Here is a 20,322-nt window from a genome sequence, read left to right on the forward strand (position 1 = left end):
AGGTTTTCGGGTATAGTACTCATCGAGTAGGGTTCCTCCTTGGTGATATCGCAGTCCCGAGGATACCCTACTTTTTTGTTGCCTGACTAGGCTCCAAAACATGGTACACAAACTACTATACGTCATCTACGGATGCAGCTTTTTCAACCCGCAAAACATCGAAAAGCGCCGGAATGCCGAAATTGCGCTTACCTGTCACGAAATGACGACAAATTTATACTTTCTGATATAGCAAAAAAAGCCCGGACGGAATCCCTATCAAGCCGTCCGGGCTTCTGCATGACCTATAAGTTAACGAACCGTCCTTACTCGAAGCCGCCCTCCGGCATGATCGCCGGGCGCTCCGCCAGCGGCTCAAGCGCGATATGACGGTCTTCGGCGGATGCCTGGAGCAGTCCGTTCATCGTCTCAAGCACGTGCAGCGCCAATCTGCCGGATGCACGGTGCGGACGATCCTCCGCGATCGCGCGCGCCATATCGATGACGCCGATGCCGCGCATGTTGTCGTCGTAGCCGAATGCGAGCGACACGTCCTCGTAGTCGCCGCCAGGCTTGCGAAGCTTGACCGGGCCGCCGAACGTATTCGGATCCGGTACGCGCAGCGTGCCTTCTGTGCCGTGAATCTCGATCATGTTGGTCAGATTCGTGCCGGCCGCCACGTCGAAGCTCGTGATCAGCGTGCCGACCGCGCCCGATGCGAAGTCCAGAACGCCTGCGATATGCGTCGGCGTCTCGACCGGGATGTGCTCGCCCTTTTTGGATCCGCTGCCGATGACGCGCTCAGGCAACGAGATCGCGGCCGAAGCGGTGACGCGGCGGATACCGCCGAGCAGGAAGATAAAGGCGGTCAAATAATAAGGCCCCATGTCGAACAGCGGGCCGCCGCCCTTTTGATAGAAGAATACAGGATCCGGATGCCAGGCTTCCGGGCCGCCGCCCATCATGAAGCCCGTCGCCGCGATCGGACGGCCGATCGCGCCCTCGTCGATCAGCTTGCGGCAGGTCTGGATGCCGCCGCCCAGGAAGGTCTCCGGCGCGCAGGCGATGCGCAGCCCCTTGGACTCGGCCAGCTCGACGACGTCGCGTCCGTCCTGAAGCTCGACGGCCAGCGGCTTTTCCAGGTAGACGTGCTTGCCCGCTTCGAGCGCGCGGCGGCTAATCTCCGCGTGCGAGGCCGGGATAGTCAGATTGACGACGATGTCGATCTCGGGGTCCGCGAGCAGCTCCTCGACGGTATATGCTTTCGGCACGCCGAACTCCTGCGCGCGCGAGCGCGCGCGCTCGACGTCGATGTCCGCGCATGCCACGACTTGCACGTCGGACGAGGCCGTAAGATTTTTCAAGTAAATAGCGCTGATATTGCCGCAGCCGATCAGGCCGATCCGATTATTGCTCACGTTTATCATCATACTCCTTCGCGATTAGGTTAATCGCTTCCATTATAACGCTTGTCACCCACGCATTGTTGTCCGTTTCTTGTTCGATTTTGGGCCTGGCCCAAAAATCGATTGCTAAAGCGCGCTTCCCCCCTTATAATCATGGATATAAAGAGTCTACAATATCACCAAAGGGAGCATGCACATGGAAACGTTGTTTGATGCCGCTATCATCGGAGGCGGGCCGGCGGGCTTAAACGCGGCACTCGTATTAGGGAGAGCCCGGAAAAACGTAATTCTGATCGACGAAGGGCTTCCTCGCAACCGGGTCACGCACGAGTCGCACGGCTTTTTGACGCGCGACGGAATCAAGCCGGACGAATTCAGACGCATCGCAGTCGAGCAGATCCGCGCCTATCCCTCCGTCCGCTTCAGCGCGGACATTGCCGTCGATATCGCGGGAGCGGATGGAGATTTCAAGGTTTCCGCCAAGGGAGGCGATATCTACCGGGCGAAAAAGCTGCTGCTCGCCGTCGGCAAAAAGGATCGTTTGCCTGAGATCGAGGGACTGACCGACGTATACGGGAAGAGCGCGTTCGTCTGCCCTTATTGCGACGGCTGGGAGCTGCGCGACCGACGGCTTGCCGTCATCGCCAAAGGCGAGCGCGCGTTTCATTTCGCCAAGACGATCCTCGGCTGGTCCGAGCGCATCACATTGTGCACCGACGGCCCCGATGAGCTGACGGACGCGCAGCGCGAAGAACTCCGCGTCCGCGGCATTCCGTTGTTCGACGCGCGGATCCGCCGGATCGTCTCCGAAGACGGCTTGGTCAGTAAGGTCGAGCTTGAAGAAGGCGCAGCCGTTGCTTGCACCGGCATCTTTTTCGCGCCGACGCTCGTGCCCGGCTCGGACCTGCCCAGAGCGCTGGGCTGCGAGCTGACGCCGACCGGCAGCATCGCGGCGACTGATGTTTTGGGCAAGTCGAGCGTACCCGGGGTATTCGTGGCCGGCGATATCGCTACCGAGCTCAATCAACTCATTCAAGCCGCCGCTATGGGCGCGATGGCCGGCGCCGGCATCAACGCCGAGCTGCTGGCGGAAGCCTGGGAAGCGCGCGGCCGGGCGATGCGGTCCTGACCGCAGGTCGGCGCCTCTACTAATAACGACCAATAGCAAAAGCCCCGGCCATCATCGGTCGGGGCTTTGTGATTCGCAATATCGCACGCCGCTTAAGGCGCCGTCTCCAGAAACTGCACGTCGGGCATCCGTTCCACGGCGGTACGCATCGCGTACTCGTTCTCGAACAGCGCGACGTTGTTGTCGTTCTTGTCCTTGACGAGCGTCGAGTTGATGCGGAACTTGGATGCGTCGAGCTTGTCGGCGACGATCCAGCGGGCGAACTGGAACTGCGTGCGCGCGAGTTGGATGTCGACGCCGTACTCGTTTTTCATGCGGTACTCGAAAACGTCGAATTGAAGCTGTCCCACGACGCCGAGATACGTATCCTCGAACGGGCCGATCGAGCGGAACACCTGCACCATGCCCTCTTCGGTCAGCTGATCGAGACCTTTGAGATATTGCTTCTGCTTCAGCGCGTTTTTGACCGATACCTTGGCGAAGATCTCGGGCGAGAACGTCGGCAGCTCGTCGAACGTCAGGTTCGAACCTTGAGCGAGGCTGTCGCCGATGCGGAAAATGCCCGGATCGAACAAACCGATGATGTCGCCCGGATAGGCGGTATCGACGATGTCGCGGTCCTGCGCGAGGAACTGCTGCGGCTGGGCCAGCTTGATGTCCTTGCCCGCGCGCACGTGCTTGACCGACATGCCGCGCTCGAACTTGCCGGAGCAGATGCGCAGGAAAGCGATCCGGTCGCGGTGAGCGGGGTTCATGTTCGCCTGGATCTTGAAGATGTAGCCGGAGAACTTCTCGTCGTCCGGTTCCACCTCGCCTTCCGTCGTACGGCGCGACGTCGGCGCCGGGGCCAGCTGCAGGAAATTCTCGAGGAACGTCTGCACGCCGAAGTTGTTGACGGCGCTGCCGAAGAAGACCGGCGTCAGCTCGCCGGCGCGCACCTTCTCGTAGTCGAAGGGATCGCCTGCGACGTCAAGCAGCTCGAGATCCTGCGCCAGCTGGTCGGCGAGATATTCGCCCGCCATCTCGCGAATCGCCGGATCGTCGTAGCCGGCGGCCGGACGAACTTCGATCGTCGAGTGGTCGTTGCCCTGGAACAGCTCGACCTGCTTCTTCATGCGATCGTAGACGCCGCACAGCTCGCGGCCCATGCCGATCGGCCAGTTCATCGGCACCGAGCGGATGCCGAGCACGCGCTCGATCTCTTCGAGCAGCTCAAACGGATTCTGCCCTTCGCGGTCGAGCTTGTTAATGAAGGTGAAGATCGGAATGCCCCGCTTGCGGCATACCTGGAACAGCTTGATCGTCTGCGCCTCGACGCCCTTGGCGACGTCGATCAGCATGACCGCGCTGTCGGCGGCGGTCAGCGTGCGGTACGTGTCTTCGCTGAAGTCCTGGTGACCCGGGGTATCCAGGATATTCACGTTTTTGCCGGCATACTGGAATTGCATGACCGACGAAGTTACGGAGATCCCCCGCTGCTTCTCGATCTCCATCCAGTCGCTGGTCGCGTGGCGGGCGGCCTTGCGCGCCTTGACCGAGCCGGCGACATGGATCGCGCCTCCGTACAGCAGCAGCTTCTCGGTCAACGTCGTTTTGCCCGCATCGGGGTGGGATATTATCGCGAAGGTGCGGCGCTTCGCCACTTCCTGCTTAAGTTCGTCGCGGATCGCTTTGCTCATGAATCACGGATTCCTCTCTTGGACAATATGGCAAACTACATTATAGCATATTGTGCCCGGCCAGGGAGGTGAACCTGCGGCGCAGCGATCAGACTCGGGCATGAATTAACGCAATTTCGTGCGAAGTCGGTAGCGACGCTTCCATCCGCAAAACGCGAAAAGGCCGCACGGCACCTTTCGTACCGTACGGCTCCTTCTTTGGCTTGCCTGCAGCCATCAACGACGGCTCAGTGCGCTAGCGGCGCGTCTCCATCCTCCCGCTTCTGCAGCACTTCCTTCTTCAAGAACCAGCAGAGCACGAAGGCGATGCAGACGAAGACGATCGAGATCACGTACAGATTGTGATAAGCGCCGGAGAACGCGGTCTTCACGTGCTCGAGCAGATCCGGCGCGAGTCCCTTCGGGATGCCGCCCGTCTGAATCTCGCTCGCGGTACCCGCCGGCAACTGATCCGAGATATCCTCGATGCCTTTCTTGATGTCGCCGGCCAGCAGCGAGCCGAACACGCTGAGCCCGATCGACGCCCCGATCGACTGGAAGAGCTGCACGGTCGACAGCGCGATCCCGCTCTCTTCCTTGCTCACCGATTCCTGGACGATCAGATTGTCTCCGCCGAAGAGCGCGCCAAGCCCCACGCCCATGATGACGAAGGCGACGACAACGTACATCACGGAGACGTCGATGCCGAATTGCAGCATCAGGATAAGCGCCACGATCGGCAGCGTAAACGAAAGAATAAAAATCGTGCGGTAGGCGACCCGCGTGATGAGGAAGCCCACGAGGATGCTGAACGGGATGGCGCCGCCCATGAACGCCAGGTTCAAATACCCCGAAGCCCGCGGCGACAAGCCCATGACGTTTTGAGCGAAAAACGGGAAGTTGGCGAACGTGCCCATGACGCCGAGCATCAGGATGAATACGAGGCTCGAAAGCACGACGACGTTGCGGTTGCGGAACAGGTGAAGCGGAATAATCGGTTCTTCCACGCGCCGTTCGATCCAGATGAGCAGCGCCGTCAAGACGACGAACAGGACGAGCATACCGATAATCAGCGGCGAGCTCCACGACAGCCCTTGCGTCTCGATAAGCACCGGCGCGAGCAACAGGGACAGCAGCGCGAGCATCAGCGTCGCGGCGCCGATCCAGTCGATCTTCTTCTTTTCTTCGCCTCTCTTTTCCACCATACCGATCCACATGACGGCCGCGGTCAATATGCCGAACGGCAGATTGATCAGGAAAATCCAATGCCAGTTGACATGCGAGATGAGCTCGCCGCTGATCGTCGGTCCGAGCAGCTGCGGGAGGATCATCAGCGGTCCGAACAGCGCCTGCAGCTTGGCGCGCTGCTCGAGCTCGTACGTATCGCCTAAAATGACCATCGCGAGCGGCATCAGGCCGCCTGCGCCGATCCCTTGTATGCCCCGTCCGACGAGCAGCATCGGCATCGATTGCGCGAGGCCGCAGACGAACGAGCCTGCGATGAACAAGCCGATACACGCGAGATAGACGCGTTTGCGGCCGTAGAGATCGGCCAGCTTGCCGAGAATCGGCATGAACAGCGTCATGGACAGCATGTAGATGCCGGCCACCCAGCCCATCAGCGGCAGCCCGTGCAAATCCCGGATAATCGTCGGCATCGCCGTGGAGACGATCGTCTCGTCGAGCTCCGCGAATATCAGGCCGAGCATCAGTCCCGTCAGCACGAGCGCTTTGTTGTTTTTGCGTCCGATCGCGGCTTGCGCGAGTGGAGCCATAGCCATTTGCGTTTACACCCCTTTAAATCGGCGGAGCCGCCTTCAACGGCACATCCGCGCTTTGAACTGTCGCCATCTTACGACCGCTTTGTGAACTCAATATGAAATGCGCGGCCGGCGTCCTGCCCAATATGCCGCACCTTCGAACTGCTCTTCATTGCCCGCCCGCGGCCATTTCCGGCTTTTCTCCTTTTGCGGGAATCTCAAGCTTCGAACGGCCCATGAAAAAGACGGTGGCGAGCGCGAGCCCCGCAGGTAGGAGCGACCAAAGGAACATGTGCGAAATCGAGGACGACAGCGCCTCTACGATCTTATGCAGCGTATCCGCCGGAATGTTGGCGCGGTTTTCCGGCGTCAGCGATTGGCGGATGTCGCCAAGCGCCGCGCCCTGCGCATTGTCCGTGCCGGCGAACGCTTCCTTCATCTTGTCCCCGAGCGAGTTGCGCTGCATGATGCCGAACACGGTAAGGCCGACCGTCATGCCGAGCGAACGCACGAACGACATCGTCGAGCTCGCCGAGCCGCGCTGGTTCGCTCCGAAGCCGTGCATGCTGGCCATGCCGAGCACCGAAAACGAGAAGCCGACGCCGACACCCGTGACGATCATGTACCAGACCAGCGTCGCCCTGGGCGTGTCGGGCGTAATCGTCGACAGCAGCGCCGCCCCGATTACGAGGATAACGGCGGACAAGATCATGACATTTCGATAAGACGTCTTCATCGCGAGAAATGCGCCTATCTGGGAAGAGACGACTGATCCGAGTGTGAGTGGCAGCAGGATGAGGCCCGAATTTGTCGCGGAGCCGCCGTTCACGCCTTGTACGAAGATCGGGATATACATCGCAAACGTGATGAACGCCGCGCCGTAGAATAAGCCGGCCACTGTGCTCGAAGCGAACAGCCGCTGCCGGAACATGGAGTAGGAGATGATCGGATCCGCCGCCTTGGTCTCTGCATACAAGAACACCGCGAACAGGACGAACGCCGCGGCGAACAGCGAGACGATCTGCGCCGAATCCCACGCATACGTGCCCCCGCCCAGCTCCAGCGCGAACATAAGGCTGACGACCGCCCCGACGAGCGTGGAGGCGCCCCACCAGTCGATGCGTTGTTTCATATGAGCGCGGGATTCCTTGTAGCCGAATACGATCAGCGCCAGCGCGATGAGCCCCAGAGGGAGATTGATGTAAAAAATCCAGCGCCAGTGGACATGGTCGGTAATATAGGCGCCCAGCAGCGGTCCGGCGAGACTCGAGGTGCCGAATACGGCGCCGAAGATGCCCGACATGCCGCCCCTCTTTTCGACCGGAATGACATCGAACAAAATCGTGAACGCGATCGGCACGAGCGCGCCGCCCCCGATGCCTTGAATAGCCCGATAGATCGACAGCTCGGTGATGCTCGTTGCCGTTCCGCACAGAACAGAGCCTAGCAGGAACATGATCATGCCGAAAATGAAAAACCGCTTGCGTCCGTACATGTCGGACAGCTTGCCGAAGATCGGCATGCCCGCCATTTCCGTGACGAGGTAAGCCGAAGTGACCCAGACGATCTTGTCGTAATCGCCGAGCTCGGAGACGATCGTGGCCATGGCGGTACCGACGATGGTATTGTCGATGGCCGCCACGAAGATGCCGAGCATCAGTCCGGCGAGAACGATGCCCAGCTTATTGCCTTGCGAAGCGCTCATAATTAAACCTCCTGAAGGGAATTGAATTTCGAACTGTAAAAAGTTGCATATAGATTAAACGCGCACGCGCTCACCGACCTTGGCCCGCGAGTCTACGCGCAGCTCCCGCCGGTATTCGACGCGCCCGATCACGCAGCCCGGACCGATGACGACGTCTCCGCCCCTGACGACATCGGCTTCCGTATGCTGCAGCTCGACCTGGTCGCCTTCGATCGTACCTGCCTTTAGCGAGGCGGCTCCCGAAGGCGATACCCAATTTTTGAGCGCGCTCATCCGGCTCCGCCGGACGCTGAGCTTGCCGCCCCCAAGCTCGCCCACGGAGCTGGGGCCGTATAACCCGAGCTCCAGCCGCTCTGCGCTGAGCAGACCGCCGCAGACAATGGCGCCGCGCAGCAAGGCTTCGCCGAGCTCTACGTCGCCCTCGACGGCGAGCTGGCCGTAGAGCTTCATTTTTTCGCTTCGCAGGTTGCCGTTCACTCTAACCTCGCCCGTGCCCCCGATTTCTCCGCTCGCAAGGCTGCCCTCCACGCCGCAAGTGCCGGTAAGCTTGACCGCGTCCGCCTTCAGCCCTCCGCGTACGTCAACTTCGCCCGTGCACGTCAGCTTGCTGCAGTCCAGGTCTCCGCGAAATTCGCACTCTCCCGTAATCTTCACTTGACCGAAGACGCCCCCGTTCGAGGAGCTGGTTCCTACCATCTTCAGAGCGGGCCGATTTTGATTAGCCATTAACTTTCGCCTCCTCGCCAATTCGGGCCGACGGGTGCTTGCGAAGCTCGGTCCGGTATTCCACGCGATCGATGACGCAGCCTTCGCCGATCGTCACCCTGTCCCCCCGCACGACTTTAACCGTCGCGTGATCCAGCTCGATCCGATCGCCTTCAATCAAGTCGGCCAACAGCTCCTGAGCGAAGCTCGGCAGCATCCGCTGCCACAGCGATTGCCAGGCGCCGGTCCGTCCTTTGCCGATGCGGATCGACTCGCCGCCGATCTCCTTCGCGGTGCCTCTGCCTTGCAGCCTCAGATCGATCGTGCCCGCATTCAGCAGCCCGCCGATCTTGAAGGCGCCCTCTCCTTCGAGCGCATCCGTCTCGCAATCCCCGCCGACGGTCAGCATGCCGTTCAAACGCAGCAGTTGCCCCGCATACGCGCCTTCTACCGTAATGACGCCGTCAATGGCGGCCTTGCCGACTCGGGCATCCCCTGCAACATCCAGCGTGCCGTCGAGATCAAGCTCGGCAGCCGTCAATTGTCCGCCAACGCGGATTCGGCCGTCAGCGTCGAAGAGCTGCGCTTCGATATCGCTGGCCACCTTGCAGACGCCGTTCAGCTCTACCTTTTTGTAGACGCCGCCAGCAGCCGTACCGATGCCGTCCATTTTCAAATCGCCGATCATCTCGCTGGCCATCGTTATCATCCTCTCATCAGTTCAGCTTGCTCCTCAACTGCTCCGCGATCTCCGCCAATTGCAGTCTGGCAACGATCTTGACGCCGGCATCGAAGTACAGCGCAGACGGCGCCAAGGCGAGCGCAAACATCGTTACGCCCATCTTCCGCATAAACAGCAGCTCGCAAGGCTTGCCTTCGTAGCGGGGAAAGTATTCGCGCAGTGTCTCCATCGACAAGTCGCTCTCGACAAGGCTGATCTCTCCCGCCGACAGCAGCTGATCCGTTACGAACAAATACAATAGCTGCGCAAACGTATAGGCTTCCTGATCGTTCAGTTGCGCCGACGTGCTATGCCTGTCGATCGACATCGCCGAAACAATGTTACGTTCTATTAATTCACGCTTGGACAATGTAAGCTCGGTTTGCAAAGGAGACAGCTTGCCGGCCAACTCATCCAGCGATAAATCTTCCTTCATGTTCATAATCCGGTCGATTCTGGCCAATATCATATCCTTAGGAAAAAAGGTCTCTTGCCCCGTAAACGTGGACTTGCGGATAAACCACTCCTCGGGGATCAGCTGCTTGCGCTTCCAGCGGTAAAGCTGGCCGTAAGAGATGCCCATAAGCTCCAGCAGGTCTTTTTTAGAAATCAATTCGCGCTCCATGTTTCTCACCTCTAAAAACAATGTAACATAACACTGTTACGTTGTAAACGAGCAAATGAACGTGAGTCCGAGCATGAGCACGCTGCGAATTTAATTGTAATCCGGGCGATGGAAAATCGCTTCCGTCTGCAGTAGCTTAGCGCCCTCGGTCTGGAGACCGAGCGGAGGTCTTCGAGAAGCCCGGCGGAGGGGCGGTGAGACGGCGTCGGAAACGAAGTCGAAGTCGGAATCGAAATCCAAGTTTCGGAAAGCTTGAGGTTTACAAAAAAGAAGCGCGGCGTTGGGATGGGCGTTTGGAGCGATACGCTATGCGAGTGATCCATCATCGGTGATGTATCAACATGGTCTGGCACGTGGCCCGGCAGTGTGGGTCCAGCAGTATGACCCGGCAACGTGGTCCCGCAGCGGCGCGGACTCAGAATCCCTTATATTTTGTATTTAAGCTTATTCCGCGAAGTTTCGGACTCAGAGTCCGCTATTTCATCCAATTACAGCCTTCTGGACCTCTATTACTTCGAATAACGGCTCTCCTGTCCATTCGCAGCTCCGCACCATCGTTTTCTGCTAAAATAACGTACCGTATGTCCGCAAACCATCGCATGTCCATCGCATGTCCAGCCGCCCATTTCTGCAGCATAAAAAAATCGGGACGCTCAGCGCCCCGATTGTGCCAAACCATTCCGTTAGTCGCCGATCAACAGCGCCCGGGCCGGCGCCGCATCGATGCCGGTCATCTTGAGCGGCGCGATGGCGAGCCAGTAGGAGCCCGGCGCAACGTCCTTCAGTCGCACGCCTTCGACGATGACGACGCCTGCGCGCATCAGCGTACGGTGCGTCGGATACTCCGCCTGCGCCCGCTCGATGCCAAGCGCGTCCGTGGCCGCGACCGCGATGCCGATCTCGGCCAGATAGCGCGCCCCGTCTTCGCGCAGGAAGACGAAGTCCATCAGAAACTCCTCGCTGAACGAGCTGCTTGTCTTAAAAAGCAAACGCTCGCCCTTCTGGATGTTGAAGGGCACGAGATCGTCCTTCGTAATCGAATCCTTGACGTGCGTCAGGTCCAGCACGCGCGCCGGACCGACCAGCTGCTCCAGCGGGATCGTCTCGATCGTAGCGCCGCCAGCCAGCATATGAAGAGGCGCATCCACATGCGTGCCCGTATGAACATTCATCGTCAGCAAACTTTCGTGCGGCTTCCCCTGATCATGATTTTGGACGTTCGTGATACTCGGCTTTTTGGCCTCATAATTTTTCCATACCTGCATGCCTTCTTCGATCGTCATGCTGATGTCGTATATACGCGGCATCCGTCGTCTCCTCCTCCGAATAAAGGCTGCCCGCGCAGGCGGGCAGCCATTTATAACTTTACTTGCCGGAATTGCTGACCCAAATGACGTTGTCCTCGTCCTGCCCGTTCACCGGCCACCAATGGAAGCCGTCCTGATGCAGCAGCTTGTGCGCCTGCTGCGGGCCCCAAGCGCCTGCGGAGTAGTGAGCAAGATCCGCGGCATGCTCCTGCCAGGCGGCTGCGATCGGATCGACCAGCTGCCAGGCTGCCGCAAGCTCGTCCCAACGCGTGAAGTAAGTCGAATCGCCGCGCGCCGCGTCGAAAAGCAAACGCTCGTAAGCTTCGGGCGTATTGATGCCGACCTGGCAGCTCTGACAGAATTCCATCGCTACGGGCTGTACGGTCATCTCGTTGCCCGGCTTCTTCGCGTTGATCCGGATGTAGATACCCTCCATCGGATTGACGCGAATGACCAGCAGGTTCGGCTGAAGCTGCTGACGGCTCGCGAACAGCAGGTTGCCCGGCACGTTCTTGAACTCGACGACGATCTCGGTCGACTTGACCGGCAGCCGCTTGCCTGTCCGTACGTAGAACGGCACGCCGGACCAACGGAAGTTGTCCACGAACAACCGGGCCGCGAAAAACGTCTCGGTCGACGAATCCGCAGGCACCGAATCTTCCTCGCGGTAGCCCTTGAGCGCCTGGCCTCTCAGTTCGCCGGACGTGTATTGACCGCGGATGACGCGCTCGCGTACCTCGTCGCCGGACTTGAAGTTGCGCAGGGAGCGCAGCACCTTGACCTTCTCGTCGCGGATTGCTTCCGGGTCGAGGTGGCTCGGCGGCTCCATCGCGATCATCGTCAGCATCTGCAGCATATGGTTCTGCACCATGTCTCGAAGCGCGCCGGACTTGTTGTAATAGGCTCCGCGTTCTTCGACGCCGACCGTCTCGGACAGCGTGATCTGGACGTTCGCGATATGCTGCTTGTTCCAGAGCGGTTCGAAAAAGGCGTTGGCGAAGCGAATGACCTCGATATTTTGCACCATTTCCTTGCCCAGGTAATGGTCGATGCGGAAAACTTCATCCTCGCGGAAAACGTGGCGGATCTCCTCGTTCAGCTTGGACGCGGACGGGTAGTCGTAGCCGAACGGCTTTTCGATGACCAGTCGATGCCAGCCTTCGCTCTCGAGCATGCCGCCGTCCCGAAGGTTGCGGGATACGGTGCCGAACAGTTCAGGCGCCAGCGCCAGATAGAAAAGGCGGTTGCCGGCGATGGAGTAACGCGCTTCGAGCGCCTCCGTCGACGCCTTCAGCTCGCGGAAGCCGTCCACGTTGCCGATGTCGAGGGAGTGGTAGGTAAAGCGCTCCGCGAAATCCTGCCAGTCCTTGTCGTCTCCGATCTTGTACCGGCAAAATTCCTTGATCGATTCCAGGACGTCCTGCCGGAACTGCTCGTCCGTGCGCGGACGCCGCGCGAGACCGACGATGGCGAATTTGTCGCCAAGCTTGCCTTCGCGGTAGAGGCTGTACAAAGCCGGGAACAGCTTGCGGCGGGCGAGGTCGCCCGTCGCGCCAAAGATAAAGTAAACCGCGCCTTCCGCGGTTACGTTGTCGATCAATTGATCCGTCATGTGTTCGTCAACTCTCAATGCGGTAGGATAGCGTTGGTCCGAGCCTCGGCTGAGCCGCCGAAGCTTCTCTCGGACTGCATCGCTTTAATGCCCAAATTTGCCCCGTACTCATGCTCAGTAGTTTATCATAATTGACTTCTCTAAGCTATTCTTTTGGAGGTTTTTTACAACTGGCCAGACCGGTGTTTCAAGCGTATGCCGTTAGGGTAATTCAGCATAACTTTACATTAAGGGAAACAGGTAAACGCACCCAAATAAAACTACGCACTGAGGAGGTCAGCAATTATGGCCATACGTTTCAATAGCTTGAACGGTTCAGCCCGGCTCTCCGCCCGGGTTTCCCCCGTTAATAGAGTCACGCCGCTTCTGCCGTTTCAAGAGGTGCTCGACGAAGAGACGTACCGGTACGTGCGCGACGAAGGAGATTCGCGGCGCGCGCCGGTGCCGGCCCCGCTGCCTCCTCACGTCAGGCGTGCCGCCGAAGCCGCCTCTTCCGTGGTGAAGCAGGCGATTGAAGTCAATTACGCCGTCGACAAAGTGTACGCGAGCCCGTCCGAAGCCGCGATGAGCGAGCTCCAGGACAAGGCCGAGAGTCTGAGCCTGAGCCTCCAAGCCGAGGAAGAGCTGCAGCTCGATCCCGGTATCGGAGAGCGGCTCACCGCAGCCTACTCGCCTATGGGCTGGCGCAGAGTCGCCGAGCCGCTGGCCGAGCAAGCCCCTTGGCGGATGATTCCCCTCCGCGAAGCGATCTATACGGATCAGATGCAGCTGCAATCGTTGTATCCGGATACCGGCCTATTGCTCAGCGAACAGGCTTAAGCTTTATTTGAGAAAAGGGACGGCGCAGATCATGCTGCACGTTCCTTTTTTTGCGCTTCTTAAGAAGCTTAACAGCCTGTTCGTTTCTTGCTCGTGGCGGCTTGACTGCAATCGGCCTTCGCCCCTTTGCCCCTTCGCCCCTTCCTGTGCGAAGGGGATATTGTTCAAACGCTGCAAGAACCTCGAGGAACATGCCGCGCGGCATGCAAAAAAACCGCTAGAAATACGATCCTGCGGTTCCTCGCTTGCTCGATTCCGGCGAACGGCTGCTGCTTAGCCTATGGACCCGCCATCGGTCCCGGCCGGCCGAGCAGATAGCCTTGGGCGTAATGGACGCCCATCGAGATCAATTTGTCCAGTTCCTGCTGCGTCTCCACGCCTTCGGCGATTAGCGCGATCCCCATCCGATCCGCGGCCTCGACGAGCGTGCCGAGCATGTGTTCCTTGAACGTATCCGCATGCAGGCCGCTGACGATCGAACGGTCCACTTTGATATAATCCGGCCTCAGCTCCACGATCGACAGCAAAGAAGAATATCCCGCTCCGACATCATCTATGGCGATCTTGTACCCTTGGCTCCGGTAATGCGCCAGCACGCGCTGCACCGAGCCGAAGTCCCGGATGCTCGATCGCTCCGTGATCTCGAAGACGACCTGATCGGGCGTCAAACCATGCGACTCCAGCAGCGCCAGCGTCTTCCAGGGCGCGAATTGCGGCGCGTCTATGATGCGGGGGGACAGGTTCAAGAACAGCTTCTGTTCCTTCGCGAGGCCGGCGCTGCCCGAGATGGCCCGCTCTCTGGCGAGGCGGTCCAGTGCATAATCTTTGCCCGCACGCTCGGCGAATTCGAACAACGGCAGCGGCCCGTTAAAAACGTCGGTGTTCATCGGCCTCGACAGCGCCTCGTATCCGAGCGGACGGCGCTCGCGGATGTCCACGATCGGCTGATAGACGGAACGCAGCGCCTGGTTTTCCAGCAGCCGTTCCAGTTCGCCGAGCCGGAGCGCGTCCTCTAGCGCATCCTCGTGCTGGCCGTTCTGCATCGCTTCCCGCGCCATCTCGTGAAGCTTGCGCGCGGTCCCCTCTCCTCGCTTGAACTCGCCGAACGCGCAGCCTGCGTGAAGCGAAGGCAAAGGCGCGCCGGGCAGCTCTTCCCGCAGCGCCGGCTCCAGCAGACGCTGCTTGTAAGCTCTCGCAGACGACATCAGCTCGCGTCTGAAGCGGCCCGGCTCCTCCTGTTTGTCCGCGCAGAAAAAGAGCATGAGATCGTTATGCAGCCATTTCGCCGCATACGGTCTCGCCGGCTCCGAGAAGCTCTCGAGGAGCAGCTCTTCCGCCCTCTTTTTCCACCTCGCCTCGATCAGCGAGGCCGCGTTCCCCGCAGCGCCGCTCCAATAAAAGTACAACAGGGCCGCCTCTCTGTCCGCAACCCTGGATATGCCCGGCCCCGGATACGTTCCCAACGCCATCGTGTCTCCCCCTCCAGCCGTCTTATGCCCGTTCTTCGAATGACGCTGCGATCGCCTCGCTGATGGCGTACGCGCTTCCCGGCAGTTCCTTGGCCTTTTTCTTGCATGCCGCGGCCAATCGCGACAGTTCTTCATGGCTGACAGTATCGGAGCCGTCCCAACGGATGACGGCGATCGAGAGCGTAACGCCGGGCTGCTGGACGGCGCCGCCATGCCGGTCGATCACAGCCGTCGGCCGGGCCGTCCCGTACATCGGATCCACGCCGGCGTGGAACCGCTCGATGAAGGCGCGGCAGCGTGCTTCGGGATCGGAGCGGTCGCTGATGGAGATAAAGTCGTCGCCCCCGATATGTCCCAGGAAGTGATTGGTTCCTTCCTCCTGGTTCAGGACGCCGTCAAGCACGGACGCCGTATATCGGATCATATCGTCTCCTGCGCTATATCCGTAGCTGTCGTTGAACCATTTGAAATAATCCAGATCCGCGTAATAAACGCTGAACGGCTTGCGCATTTTAATGCGGGCTTCGATCTCCCGGCGAATAATGTCCCCGCCCGGCAATCCCGTCAGCGGATTGACGCGGCGCGCCGCTTCGGCTTGCAGCGAAGCGAACGATTCGAGCAGCGCCTTGACGGTGACGCCGCCCACGTACCGGCCCTGCTCGGTCACGATCACCGTGTCGTACAGCTGCGAGTCCGAACGATCCATGGCCCGGCGGGCGACGGCTTCCACCTGCATGTCCGCCTCCGCGACGAGCGGCGCGTTCTCCATGATCTTGTCGATCGTCCGGTTCCAATACAGCGGCATGCCGAACTTGGACGCCAGCATCCGGTTCAACCGGTCCCGCGTGATCAGTCCGCGCGGCTGCCCTTCGATCACCACGACGATGCTGTGGCTGTCCGGCTGTTCTTCGAACCACTCCGCGGCTGCCGATACCGGCGTTTCCGGCGGCATGGCGGGCATGGCGGCCGCGAGCCGGCCGACCGTCAATCCTTGCTCGCCCTCCGACCAGGGATCGGCCGATTTGGGATCTGCCGTCGCTTTGGCCGGCTTCGCGGACAACTCGGGAACTTTGGCTTCCTCCAACGCCTTATATGCGCGCGCGCCGGCCTCCAGCATGCCCTCCATGAGCAGCTGTTCGCCGCTATGGCCCGGCGCCCTTGGAGGCAGCAGGATAAATCCGAAGCCGATCGCGGCTTCGGCGCCCGCTTCCTCCGAGACGATGCCGCGAAGCTGAGCTTCAAGCTCGGGCCTGACGGCATGACGCCGGCGCTCGTCCTCCGGCAGCCGTACGGCGAGCAGCAGTAGATGTTCGCCCTGCCAGCCCCACAGAATCTGCGAGCGGCCTTCCATCCATTGCTTTAGCTTTTTCTTCGGCCAGGTCGCTCTGTCGGGACCAAGCCGCCCTGCCAGCATGCCGACGTTTCCCTCGCGGGAGCCTCCGACGATCATCCTGATGCATGCTGGATTCAGTAGACTTTTTACCCATTTACTCATGGTAGCCGCCTCCACTGACAACCTGCTTCTTACCTATTGTAGTCCTGAATCGTTAACGCAAGGTAATATTTACCGTCGGAAAATAAAAAAAATTGTCGATCACGGTCGAACTTGCGACTAAAGGCGCGCATTCGGGTATGAAAAAACCGCATGCAGCGCAATTGGCGCGGTTCATGCGGCTGTATAATTTTCGGATGACACGACATTCTTGGCAGGCTACTCGGCCAATCCGTTGCGATGTGCGTAAATTGCCGCTTGGGTTCGGTCCTCGACGCCCAGCTTGCTGAACATATTGGTCAAATGGTACTTGACCGTCTTGATGCCGATGAACAGCTCGTCCGCGATCTCCTGGTTGGACTTGCCCTGGGCGATCAGATGCAGCACTTCCATCTCCCGCTCCGTCAGCTCCTCGTGCGGCTGCGCCTCGGTCTGCGGCGGCCGTCTGAACCGGTTCATCATCTTGGAGGCGACCTGCGATTCGAGCACCGATTGACCGCGCGCTGCGGCCCGGATCGCATCCGCGATCTCGCTCGCCCTCGACGTCTTGAGCAAGTAGCTGAATGCGCCTGCTTCGATGACGGGATACATCTTCTCGTCGTCAAGGAAGCTCGTCAGCACGATGACGCGACACTCCGGCTGCTGCTCGAGCAGACGGCGCGTGGTCTCGATGCCGTCCATGCCTTCCATGACCAGGTCCATCAGCACGACGTCCGGATCGTACGCTTTTGCGAGTCGCAAGCCGTCTTGCCCGTTGCCCGCTTCTCCTACCACTTCGATGCCTTCTTCGGTCCCCAGTACGGCAGCCAGTCCGATTCTCACCATCTCGTGATCATCGACCAGCAGCACTTTGATCGGCTGTTGCTCCGCCATCTTCCCACCCTCTCTCTTCCGTCATGATCGGCACCCGGATCTCGATGCGCGTGCCCTTGCCCGGCGCGCTGGCGATATTCAGGGAACCGCCGAGCTCGTTCACCCGTTCTTCCATGCTGACGATCCCGTACGAAGCGTGCTTTTTCTCCTGCATATCGAAGCCTACGCCGTCGTCCCGAATCGCCAGCCTGACGGTGTCTCCCCGTCTATGTAAGGCGATGTCCATCTTGTTCGCACGGGCATGCCGGAGCGTGTTGGACAGCGCTTCTTGCACCATGCGGAACAGGTGGTTCTCGATGCCTTTGTTCAGCGGCAGGTCCTCGTCCATATCGAGCGAGATGTCGATGTCGACCTTGGCCCGCATCTCCTTCACCAGCTCCGGCACCGCTTGCGACAGCCGCTTGCCCTCCAGATGGACGGGGCGCAGGTGCAGCAGCAGCGCCCGCATCTCGGACTGCGCGACCGAGGACATCTCTTCGATGAGCGTGATCTGCCGCCGTGCCCGCTCGAAGTCCTGGTCAAGCGTCCGTCCGACGGCCGTGGCCGTCATCGAGATCGCGAACAGCTGCTGGCTGACCGCATCGTGCAGCTCGCGCGCGAGCCGTTGCCGCTCTTCGACGACGGCGCTCATGCGCGCCTTGGCCGCAAGCTCCGTATTGTTGGTCGACAAGCGCTGCAGCGAGGCGACCTGCTCCTCCCACTTGCGGCTGAAGCGAACGAGCTGTTCGGCGAGCAGCCCGATCTCGTCCTTGCCCATGTTCGGCTGCGGCTGCACCGGGCTGCCCCGCTCCATCAGCAGCAGCGTATGGCGCATCTGCTCGATGCGGCTGCGCGTCGGCAGGCTCCTGAACAGACCGAAGCCGACGCCCGCTACGATGAGGACGCCGACTGCGGTAAGGCCGAAGGTAATGACGTTCGACCACGACTCGAACGGAGCCGCGAGTCCCTGGCTTTCCAGCAAGTAAATGACAACGAAGCCGATCCCGAGGGAGAACAGAACAGCTTCGCCGATTTGACGCCAGACCATTATGCGCTCCTCCTCAGATCGGCCGGATACGAATGTTGCCGACAATGTAATTGAATTGCAGTTTGATCTGCTGATCCTGACGCGCGAAGCCTGGGGTGCTCCACGACATGCGCCTCATCATGCCGCCGTCGCCTTGCCCGTCGACCGTCACCTGGCCGAGCAGCACGTTGGCCTCGACTAGCACCCCGTAGTCCTCGGGAACGACGATCTCGATATCGCCGACGATGCCCTGCAAGACGACGTTCGTCTCGTTGTCCTCCTGCACGACGCCGCTCAGGTCCAGCCTGACCTCGCCGTACAGATGCCAGCTGCCCATCGAACGGAGCACCCAGCCTGGCCGATCCTGCCTCATGCTCAGAATGAGCCTTGGCCTGCTGACATACCCGGCGCCCTGGGAGGGCCTGACGCGCAAATAATAGATCGCCGCGAGGATCAATCCGATCGCGAGCACGAGACCGATCTGGTTGACGACCAGCACGATCGCGCTGACGGCGATGACAACGACCGACAACCGGCTGCGATCCTGCCTGTAGCGCTCGATGCCGAGCCATAGCAGGATGGCCGCGTTGACTGTCGCGAAGCCCGCGATGGCGCCGACGGCCAGATAGAGTCCGGCGGCGATGAGCACCAGCGACTTTTTGGACAAGTTCAGGTTTTTCATACCGGCCGCCTCCTCTCCGTAGGATCGTCTGCGCTGCGGCCAAGTGCCTTATTATCGCGGATAAAGCCATAACGGACGGGTTCGTCCGTTATGGCCTTCGGCGAGCATCTTTGCTAGCATACCACATGTTTTCTGCGGCGTGAATGCCGCCTGTCGACGTTCCTTATTCGTCCGATGCGGACGGAGGCGCGATGCGGCTCTTCAGCGCGGCCAGCTCTTGATCGACCTTCATCGCCTTGGCGGGATCGACGGAGGACGGAGCGACGGATACGCCGCCGAACGGGGCGCCGGGCAGGCGGGCGACATCGGCTTCGGCTTCCAACTGCAGGATTTTCTCCTCCATGCGGTAGAAGCCGCGGGAAGCGTTGCCGCTCTCGATCGTGTGCGTCTGGCTCGATTGCGCCAGCTGCTTGCGCGCCTTGGCCATTTGAGCGCGGGCGGCGAGCTCGTTGCGCTTGTTGCGCAGCTTGTAGAACTCTTCCTTCATCTCGTGCAGCTGGCCGGTCAGCTCGGCGACCTGCGCACTCGCTTGGCTATGCAGTTCTTGCAGGCTGCCAGCCTGACCTTCATAGTAAACCTTCTCCTCGAGCAGCTTGCGGGCGATGCCTTCGTTGCCGGACAGCAGCGCTTGCTCGGCTTGACCGATGCGCTCGGTGGAGATACGGACCGCCTCGTCGAGACGCTGCTTCAGCCGGCGCTCTGCCGCCATCTGACGCGCTACCGTTACTTCGGCGTCGCGAATTTCCACTTCCATGTCGCGAATATACTGGTTGAGCATTACAACCGGGTCTTCCAGTTTGTCCAGCAGCTCGTGCACCGATGCCTTCGTCATGTCCTTCATTCTTTGAAATACGCCCATTGTATTATTCTCCCTTCGATTGTTGTTCAAATTTGGTGATGCGGGCCTTCAGTTCTTCGATTTCCTTCTTGAGCGCCTTCTTCTCGATATCCTCCATCATCGCGTCCAGCGTCGATGACGCTTGCGAGGACGGAGCGGCCGTCTGGGGAGCGGGCCTGGCTGCCGGTGCGGCAGGACCTGGACCGGGCCAAGCGGCGCCGGAGTTCCAGGAAGAAGCGGGCGGAGCCGGCGGACGTTGTTGCGGAGGCGTCCAGCCGCCGTTTTGAGGCGGGGGCGCCCAGCCGCCATGGCCGCCATGCGGACCGCCGAAGGCGCTGCCGCCGCCGAAGTCCGAATCGCGGGGAATGATGAACCCGGCGATGATGTAGACGAACAGCACGGTGCCACCGGAGAAGACGGTCACGATGACGAGCAGGATTCGCAGCAGCGTCGCGTCGACGCCGAGGTAGTCGGCGAGTCCCGCGCACACGCCGAACAGCTTGCGGTCGCGGGTCGATCTATACAGCTTGCGCATC

Annotated in this window: 18 protein-coding genes; 2 read left to right on the plus strand and 16 right to left on the minus strand. The window is 60.2% G+C overall.

The annotated features are described in order from the left end of the window. Positions 1-305 precede the first annotated feature (305 nt). Positions 306-1,397: a Gfo/Idh/MocA family protein gene (locus ACFOTD_RS33445; protein ID WP_378124338.1), complete on the minus strand. Its 1,092-nt coding sequence runs from the start codon at positions 1,395-1,397 to the stop codon at positions 306-308. A 184-nt stretch (positions 1,398-1,581) separates the two neighbouring features. Between ACFOTD_RS33445 and ACFOTD_RS33450 the strand changes: the two genes are divergently transcribed. Beyond that, positions 1,582-2,514: an NAD(P)/FAD-dependent oxidoreductase gene (locus ACFOTD_RS33450; RefSeq protein WP_378124339.1), complete on the plus strand. Its 933-nt coding sequence runs from the start codon at positions 1,582-1,584 to the stop codon at positions 2,512-2,514. A 92-nt stretch (positions 2,515-2,606) separates the two neighbouring features. On the opposite strand, the gene ACFOTD_RS33455 is transcribed toward ACFOTD_RS33450, so the two are convergent. The 8 genes from ACFOTD_RS33455 to zwf form a co-directional block, all read right to left on the minus strand. Then, entirely contained in the window at positions 2,607-4,193 is a 1,587-nt protein-coding gene (locus ACFOTD_RS33455; RefSeq protein ID WP_378124340.1) for a peptide chain release factor 3, read from the minus strand. A gap of 227 nt (positions 4,194-4,420) precedes the next feature. Beyond that, positions 4,421-5,953 (minus strand): MDR family MFS transporter, encoded by a 1,533-nt coding sequence (locus tag ACFOTD_RS33460; RefSeq protein ID WP_378124341.1) that lies wholly within the window; start codon positions 5,951-5,953, stop codon positions 4,421-4,423. A gap of 148 nt (positions 5,954-6,101) precedes the next feature. Then, positions 6,102-7,637 (minus strand): MDR family MFS transporter, encoded by a 1,536-nt coding sequence (locus ACFOTD_RS33465; protein WP_378124342.1) that lies wholly within the window; start codon positions 7,635-7,637, stop codon positions 6,102-6,104. A 54-nt stretch (positions 7,638-7,691) separates the two neighbouring features. After that, positions 7,692-8,363, minus strand: a complete 672-nt coding sequence (locus ACFOTD_RS33470) for a hypothetical protein (protein ID WP_378124343.1) — start codon at positions 8,361-8,363, stop codon at positions 7,692-7,694. Then, entirely contained in the window at positions 8,356-9,042 is a 687-nt protein-coding gene (locus tag ACFOTD_RS33475; RefSeq protein WP_378124344.1) for a hypothetical protein, read from the minus strand. The genes ACFOTD_RS33470 and ACFOTD_RS33475 overlap by 8 nt, the downstream gene beginning before the upstream one ends. A 16-nt stretch (positions 9,043-9,058) precedes the next feature. Beyond that, a complete protein-coding gene (locus ACFOTD_RS33480) occupies positions 9,059-9,688 on the minus strand; it encodes a YhbD family protein (RefSeq protein WP_378124345.1) in 630 nt (209 codons plus the stop codon). A gap of 683 nt (positions 9,689-10,371) precedes the next feature. Then, the gene (locus ACFOTD_RS33485; RefSeq protein WP_378124346.1) at positions 10,372-10,995 is read right to left on the minus strand and encodes a cyclase family protein; all 624 of its coding nucleotides are present in this window, start codon (positions 10,993-10,995) and stop codon (positions 10,372-10,374) included. Between the two features lie 58 nt (positions 10,996-11,053). Continuing rightward, positions 11,054-12,607, minus strand: a complete 1,554-nt coding sequence (gene zwf, locus ACFOTD_RS33490) for a glucose-6-phosphate dehydrogenase (protein ID WP_378124347.1) — start codon at positions 12,605-12,607, stop codon at positions 11,054-11,056. A 285-nt stretch (positions 12,608-12,892) separates the two neighbouring features. Here zwf and ACFOTD_RS33495 point away from each other — a divergent pair, with 285 nt between their 5' ends. Continuing rightward, complete coding sequence (locus ACFOTD_RS33495; protein WP_378124348.1) at positions 12,893-13,426, plus strand: hypothetical protein; 534 nt, start codon at positions 12,893-12,895, stop codon at positions 13,424-13,426. A 278-nt stretch (positions 13,427-13,704) separates the two neighbouring features. Here ACFOTD_RS33495 and ACFOTD_RS33500 read toward each other — a convergent pair whose 3' ends face one another. The 7 genes from ACFOTD_RS33500 to ACFOTD_RS33530 form a co-directional block, all read right to left on the minus strand. Then, the gene (locus ACFOTD_RS33500; protein ID WP_378124349.1) at positions 13,705-14,895 is read right to left on the minus strand and encodes an EAL domain-containing protein; all 1,191 of its coding nucleotides are present in this window, start codon (positions 14,893-14,895) and stop codon (positions 13,705-13,707) included. Between the two features lie 22 nt (positions 14,896-14,917). Then, complete coding sequence (locus ACFOTD_RS33505) at positions 14,918-16,390, minus strand: GGDEF domain-containing protein (protein ID WP_378124350.1); 1,473 nt, start codon at positions 16,388-16,390, stop codon at positions 14,918-14,920. 216 nt (positions 16,391-16,606) lie between these two features. Next, on the minus strand, positions 16,607-17,260 hold the full coding sequence (locus tag ACFOTD_RS33510) for a response regulator (protein ID WP_378124351.1): 654 nt from the start codon (positions 17,258-17,260) through the stop codon (positions 16,607-16,609). Further along, positions 17,220-18,287, minus strand: coding sequence for a sensor histidine kinase (locus ACFOTD_RS33515; RefSeq protein ID WP_378124352.1), 1,068 nt, complete (start codon positions 18,285-18,287; stop codon positions 17,220-17,222). The genes ACFOTD_RS33510 and ACFOTD_RS33515 overlap by 41 nt, the downstream gene beginning before the upstream one ends. A gap of 13 nt (positions 18,288-18,300) precedes the next feature. Beyond that, positions 18,301-18,948: a cell wall-active antibiotics response protein LiaF gene (liaF, locus tag ACFOTD_RS33520; protein ID WP_378124353.1), complete on the minus strand. Its 648-nt coding sequence runs from the start codon at positions 18,946-18,948 to the stop codon at positions 18,301-18,303. A gap of 163 nt (positions 18,949-19,111) precedes the next feature. Next, on the minus strand, positions 19,112-19,807 hold the full coding sequence (locus tag ACFOTD_RS33525; RefSeq protein ID WP_378124354.1) for a PspA/IM30 family protein: 696 nt from the start codon (positions 19,805-19,807) through the stop codon (positions 19,112-19,114). Between the two features lie 4 nt (positions 19,808-19,811). Next, on the minus strand, positions 19,812-20,321 hold the full coding sequence (locus ACFOTD_RS33530) for a PspC domain-containing protein (RefSeq protein ID WP_378124355.1): 510 nt from the start codon (positions 20,319-20,321) through the stop codon (positions 19,812-19,814). Between the last annotated feature and the right edge of the window lies 1 nt (position 20,322).

It is taken from the genome of Cohnella sp. GCM10012308, assembly GCF_042649185.1.
In the GTDB taxonomy this organism is placed as follows: Bacteria; Bacillota; Bacilli; order Paenibacillales; family Paenibacillaceae; genus Cohnella.

What these genes read in the sequence shown, in the direction of transcription:
- ACFOTD_RS33505 (WP_378124350.1), bottom strand. Translation starts at nt 16,390, where the DNA reads ATGAGTAAATGGGTAAAAAGTCTACTGAATCCAGCATGCATCAGGATG.
- ACFOTD_RS33465 (WP_378124342.1), bottom strand. Translation starts at nt 7,637, where the DNA reads ATGAGCGCTTCGCAAGGCAATAAGCTGGGCATCGTTCTCGCCGGACTG.
- ACFOTD_RS33530 (WP_378124355.1), bottom strand. Translation starts at nt 20,321, where the DNA reads ATGCGCAAGCTGTATAGATCGACCCGCGACCGCAAGCTGTTCGGCGTG.
- zwf (WP_378124347.1), bottom strand. Translation starts at nt 12,607, where the DNA reads ATGACGGATCAATTGATCGACAACGTAACCGCGGAAGGCGCGGTTTAC.
- ACFOTD_RS33475 (WP_378124344.1), bottom strand. Translation starts at nt 9,042, where the DNA reads ATGGCCAGCGAGATGATCGGCGATTTGAAAATGGACGGCATCGGTACG.
- ACFOTD_RS33500 (WP_378124349.1), bottom strand. Translation starts at nt 14,895, where the DNA reads ATGGCGTTGGGAACGTATCCGGGGCCGGGCATATCCAGGGTTGCGGAC.
- ACFOTD_RS33455 (WP_378124340.1), bottom strand. Translation starts at nt 4,193, where the DNA reads ATGAGCAAAGCGATCCGCGACGAACTTAAGCAGGAAGTGGCGAAGCGC.
- ACFOTD_RS33450 (WP_378124339.1), top strand. Translation starts at nt 1,582, where the DNA reads ATGGAAACGTTGTTTGATGCCGCTATCATCGGAGGCGGGCCGGCGGGC.
- ACFOTD_RS33470 (WP_378124343.1), bottom strand. Translation starts at nt 8,363, where the DNA reads ATGGCTAATCAAAATCGGCCCGCTCTGAAGATGGTAGGAACCAGCTCC.
- ACFOTD_RS33485 (WP_378124346.1), bottom strand. Translation starts at nt 10,995, where the DNA reads ATGCCGCGTATATACGACATCAGCATGACGATCGAAGAAGGCATGCAG.
- ACFOTD_RS33460 (WP_378124341.1), bottom strand. Translation starts at nt 5,953, where the DNA reads ATGGCTATGGCTCCACTCGCGCAAGCCGCGATCGGACGCAAAAACAAC.
- ACFOTD_RS33525 (WP_378124354.1), bottom strand. Translation starts at nt 19,807, where the DNA reads ATGGGCGTATTTCAAAGAATGAAGGACATGACGAAGGCATCGGTGCAC.
- ACFOTD_RS33510 (WP_378124351.1), bottom strand. Translation starts at nt 17,260, where the DNA reads ATGGCGGAGCAACAGCCGATCAAAGTGCTGCTGGTCGATGATCACGAG.
- ACFOTD_RS33495 (WP_378124348.1), top strand. Translation starts at nt 12,893, where the DNA reads ATGGCCATACGTTTCAATAGCTTGAACGGTTCAGCCCGGCTCTCCGCC.
- liaF (WP_378124353.1), bottom strand. Translation starts at nt 18,948, where the DNA reads ATGAAAAACCTGAACTTGTCCAAAAAGTCGCTGGTGCTCATCGCCGCC.
- ACFOTD_RS33480 (WP_378124345.1), bottom strand. Translation starts at nt 9,688, where the DNA reads ATGGAGCGCGAATTGATTTCTAAAAAAGACCTGCTGGAGCTTATGGGC.
- ACFOTD_RS33515 (WP_378124352.1), bottom strand. Translation starts at nt 18,287, where the DNA reads ATGGTCTGGCGTCAAATCGGCGAAGCTGTTCTGTTCTCCCTCGGGATC.